This window comes from Crateriforma spongiae (assembly GCF_012290005.1).
Classification (GTDB): Bacteria; Planctomycetota; Planctomycetia; order Pirellulales; family Pirellulaceae; genus Crateriforma; species Crateriforma spongiae.
The window spans coordinates 1-2,664 of sequence record NZ_JAAXMS010000024.1 but is presented as its reverse complement, the minus strand read 5'-3'; the positions used below and the strand labels follow the sequence as shown (position 1 = coordinate 2,664).

At 56.2% G+C, this 2,664-nt stretch carries 3 protein-coding genes; 1 reads left to right on the top strand and 2 read right to left on the bottom strand.

Annotated elements, in window-relative coordinates:
* Positions 1-93: 93 nt before the first annotated feature.
* Positions 94-642, bottom strand: a complete 549-nt coding sequence (locus HFP54_RS24995; protein ID WP_168567284.1) for a hypothetical protein — start codon at positions 640-642, stop codon at positions 94-96.
* A gap of 201 nt (positions 643-843) precedes the next feature.
* Here HFP54_RS24995 and HFP54_RS24990 point away from each other — a divergent pair, with 201 nt between their 5' ends.
* A complete protein-coding gene (locus tag HFP54_RS24990; RefSeq protein ID WP_168567283.1) occupies positions 844-1,005 on the top strand; it encodes a hypothetical protein in 162 nt (53 codons plus the stop codon).
* 265 nt (positions 1,006-1,270) lie between these two features.
* Here HFP54_RS24990 and HFP54_RS24985 read toward each other — a convergent pair whose 3' ends face one another.
* Positions 1,271-1,636 carry a DUF2513 domain-containing protein gene (locus HFP54_RS24985; RefSeq protein ID WP_168567282.1) on the bottom strand — a complete coding sequence of 122 codons (366 nt, stop codon included), beginning with the start codon at positions 1,634-1,636 and terminating at the stop codon, positions 1,271-1,273.
* Positions 1,637-2,664 lie beyond the last annotated feature (1,028 nt).

Here is a 2,664-nt window from a genome sequence, read left to right as displayed (position 1 = left end):
TCGCCCGTCACCGGGCCGGGAGTGAAAGGTCAACCATTGTCAAAACGCTCGCATGCCCGGCTCCGGTGCACGGGATGGTTCGCCGCGCCCAGGTCATGCGCACTCAACCCATTCGGCGAATGGTTCGTCAACATGCAGTTTACCATCAACGAGTCGGCAGATCGAATCGGTACCACGCGACCCGTAAGCCGATGAGAGCAGGTACGATTCGTTCGGCTTTAGACCCGGATCGGAGAATTCAAATTCCGCGAAGTGGAGGAGTCGCTGCGGGTTGTTGATTGCCCAGTGCGTAGCGATCCACCATCCCGGACTTCCGCGGAACTCAGTACCAAGCCAGTGAATCCAGGCAGTCGGGAAAATGTGGGTATATTCAATTCCGGCGTTCCCAAGCACGTCAGCGCCTGCTGTGGCAAGATGTTCATCGCCGATCAGCAACAGAGTGCGGTTGTTGCGCCGTTGATAGTCACGAACCAAGGTTCGGTTTAGCCACGCCCGAGCGAGTGAAACAGCATCAGCGAAGATTGGCAACCGACGAGTCGAGGACAGCAGTCGCGATGAACGCTCAGCAAACGCGCGGAACTCCGGTTCCCAGCGGGCTTTGGATATCGCGATATCTTGTTCGGTAATGCTGAAGTCAATCATGTCGGCGAACGGCGGCGATCAGCGGGCCGGGAGAGTCGATTTCCCATTCGTGAAACCTTGCAAGCCCGGCTCCGTTGCATCGCATGGTTCGCCGCAATCACGGGTTAGTGTAGTAAACGATCGGGATCGAGCAGCCAGTATACGACACCCGCCCCGGTCAGTGACACGATTACGTAAACGACCGCCCATCCGAAGATTAGGATGAACACAACAGGAAGTCCGCCACGCCGCCAACCAATTCGCGGTCCAAGCTGGAAGTTCGCCCAAGTGGAGACGCAGAATGCAGCGATGAGTAGTGGATACACAATCGGTGGCGGCAACGAACGCCGTGACGCCACAAACATCGCCGCGATCAAGCAGTAGGCCAACACGATTGCGCCGAGCGATCCGAAATTGCGTCGCCAAGTAGACGGTTCGGTCGGGGATGGAGTGCGTCCGGAGTTTTCAGTTGGAGCTACGTAGGGATTGATGTTCTGGGTCAAGGGTTGAATCGCATGGGAGCGTCACAAACTCGGTCGGCGAACGTCCGGCGTCACCGGGCGGGGAGAATAAAGTTGTCCATTTCAAATCCAGCCGCAAGCCCCGCTCCGTGTGCACGCCATGGTTATCCGAGGCATTTGCGTCTACGTTACAAGCCAACCGAATCGAGAGCGTACTTTGTTGCTAGGCTATTAATCACGTTGTATGCCATCACACCGCCGCGTGATGAGACCGTCTCCTTAACTCGGGCCCAAATCCCGTCGTTCGCAATCTTGTCGACGAACTCATGGCCGCTCCAGGTCAAGTCAAACGGATACACCTCGATAACACGATCACTCGTGGATGAAGTGATCGGTTCACAACGAAGGAACCCTGCATCGTAAAGCAGGACACAATGATATTTGATGTTGTCGTCGTCGAAGCCTTCAATCGGCGGTACGTCGACCATGTCAGGCCCTGGTTTGTCTCGAAAGAAAATTAGCAACTTCCGGATCAGGTCCATATCTCGCGGCATTATCAACTCTGGTTAAGCGTTGGAAATCATCAATCGGATAACGCCACGCATCAGCGGGCGGCGGGAGTTGATCTTCCATTTGCGAAAAGTAGCCACCGCCGCTCCGTTGCATGCGATGGTTCGCCGCCGCTGTGAATCCACGCGTATCGGCTGCACCTAGAACTCACGTTCTGTATGCGTGTTTCCAATGGACGGCTAGCGATTCGGAATGAGCCGACCGGTCGAAAGCGAAAGGGTCACGATTGAGATCCCAAATACGATGGTGGACCATCCTCGGTACAGAATTGATGAATCGCCCGCAGTGTCTAAGGCTTGAATCAGACCGAGCACAACGAGTACCACACCGATCAACGCGACCATCAACATTGCCCACCGCCCTTGCCCAGCGTCGCGATTCCGAGCGGTCGGTGAGTCCGGGTGGCAGGACATGTTGGACTTAAGTTTCATTTGATTTCTCGTTTCGGAAAGTAATGTTGGGCACGTCAGTCGGCGAACGGCCGCGTTAACCGAGCGGGGGCGTGGAAACGTGGTCAGCGAAGCGTCCAAGACGGATCAACCCCGCTTCGGTTGAACGCATTGTTACACATCGAATCAAGCCGGCAACGTCGCACGGCTTGAAGCATCGAGTTTCTTCTCGCCGAAGCCGACCAAAGCGTTGCGGGATCGGGGTTGCCGGAGCCGACGGCCAGACACGAAAAGAAGACATCCAGCGGCCGGCGGCGTAGGGAGCCCCGAGACCGCGTTTGAACTCAGGACAGGTCAGGCAACGTAGCACATTCACCAAATTGACCGCGCAAACACCGCTCGAACCGGCTTGAAGATCGCGACGTTCCGACGCAAACACCCTGGCGGCTTGAAGTATCGGTTGATTCAAAGCGTCGGTACGTGGTGATCGTCTCTGCGTTCAGTCAACATTGCGTAGCGGCGAAAGACCGAGCACGGCCAATGCGTTCAGCGACACGGTCAAACATGACACCGCATTCGATCTCGATTCACTATCAAAGACGGCCGACCGCGCACACGAAAAC